At 74.7% G+C, this 1,756-nt stretch carries 1 protein-coding gene and 1 pseudogene; both read right to left on the reverse strand.

What is annotated here, in order from left to right; all coding sequences use genetic code 11:
* Positions 1–80: 80 nt before the first annotated feature.
* On the reverse strand, positions 81–1,325 hold the full coding sequence (locus AB0E96_RS40900) for an aminotransferase class I/II-fold pyridoxal phosphate-dependent enzyme (RefSeq protein ID WP_359831893.1): 1,245 nt from the start codon (positions 1,323–1,325) through the stop codon (positions 81–83).
* Positions 1,326–1,509: 184 nt separating this feature from the next.
* Positions 1,510–1,756, reverse strand: a pseudogene (locus AB0E96_RS40905) (hypothetical protein); the annotation flags it as partial.

Raw genomic sequence — 1,756 nt, forward strand, 5'->3', positions numbered from 1 at the left:
GCGGGTGCACTACCGCCTGACGGACGCCGAGTGGCTGCCCGAGTCACAGAAGCGCATGATGCTCGCCCCGCGCCCCGGGCTCACACCTTCGCCAGCGCCCGCCGCACGTCCGCCCAGATGTCCTCCGGGTGCTCGATGCCCACCGACACCCGCACCGTCCCCGGGCCGATGCCGACCGCCGCCAACTCCCCGTCCGACAGCTGCCGGTGGGAGGTACTGGCCGGGTGCAGCACCAGGGTGTGCACGTCGCCCAGGGACGGGGCCAGCGAGGCGAGCCGGACGGACTCGGTGAACGTCGCGGCCGCCTCCCGGCCGCCGGCCAGGTCGAAGGCCAGGACGCCGCCGTGGCCATCGGGCAGCAGGCGGCGGGCGCGTTCGTGGTCGGGGTGGGTGGGCAGGCCCGGGTAGTGGACGGCGGTGACGGAGGGGTGGTCGGCGAGCCGGCCGGCCAGGTCCAGTGCGGTCTCGCACTGGCGGCGGACCCGCAGGGCCAGGGTCTGCATGCCGCGCAGGGTCAGCCAGGCGGCGAACGGGTCGGCGGAGGCGCCGAGTTCGAGCGAGCGCCGCCACACCCGGTCGCGCAGTTCTGGGTCGGCGAACACGGCGATCCCGCCGAGGACGTCCGAGTGCCCGCCGAGGTACTTGGTCACGGAGTGGATGACGATGTCCGCGCCGTGTTCGATCGGGCGGCACAGCAGCGGCGTCGCGAAGGTGTTGTCCACCACGCTCACCACCCCGGCCCGCCGGGCCGCGGCGATCAGCCCGGGCAGGTCGGTGACCCGCGTGGTGGGGTTGGAGACGGTCTCCAGGAACAGCACCCGGGTGCGGGGCCGCAGCGCGGCCGCCGCCTCCGCCGGGTCGTCGCCGCTCACGTAGCTCACCTCGACGCCCCAGCGCTCGGTGAGGTCGGTCAGCGCGCCGACGGTGCCGCCGTACAGGCTGCGCTGGGCGATCACGTGGTCGCCGGCGCGCAGCAGGGCGAGCAGTGCGGTGCTGATCGCGCCCATGCCGGAGGCGGTGGCGAGGGCTCCGGTGCCGCCCTCCAGCCCGGCGACGGCCTGTTCCAGCGAGCGGACGGTGGGGTTGCCGAAGCGGTTGTAGAAGAAGGCGCCGTCCGGTCCCCCGTGGGCCCCGGCGAGCGCCTCGCCGGTGTCGAAGGCGAACAGGTGGCCCTGGTGCAGCGGGACGCCCAGCGGACGGCTGCCGGTGACCTCGGCGAGCGGCGGGTGGACGACCCGGCTCTCGGGGCGCAGCTCGTCGGGGGCCCGGCGGGAGTCGGGGGCCTGGCGGGAGTCGGGGGCCTGGCGGGAGTGGAAGTCGCTCATGGCGCCCATCCTTGGGGCGGGTCCGACGCCCGGGCCAGGGCCAATCGCCGTCAGGTGGCCCGCCCCGGGCGGTCGTTCCGGCCCGCCGCCCGGGAGGCGGCGGCGACGCCCGGGCCCGGCCGCGGTGGCTCGCGGCCGTGATCGCCCCCGGCCGTGGTCGCCCCCGGCCGCGGACGGCCGGCGGCTACTTGCGGCGGCTGAAGATCCGCTTGGCCGCGTAGATGATCCCGACGATCAGCAGCACGACGAACAGGATGATCAGGATGACCACGACCAGCAGGAACTTGCCCAGTTTGGCGAAGAAACCCTTCTTCTTCTTCTCGTCCTTGGCCGCGAGGTGGGCGGCGTCGGCGGCCCGCGCGGAGACCGCGTTGGTGATGGTCTCGATGGTGGTGAAGGTCTTCGAGGCGACGATGAACAGCGTCTCGGCC

The organism is Kitasatospora sp. NPDC036755, assembly GCF_040636595.1.
Lineage (GTDB): Bacteria > Actinomycetota > Actinomycetes > Streptomycetales > Streptomycetaceae > Kitasatospora.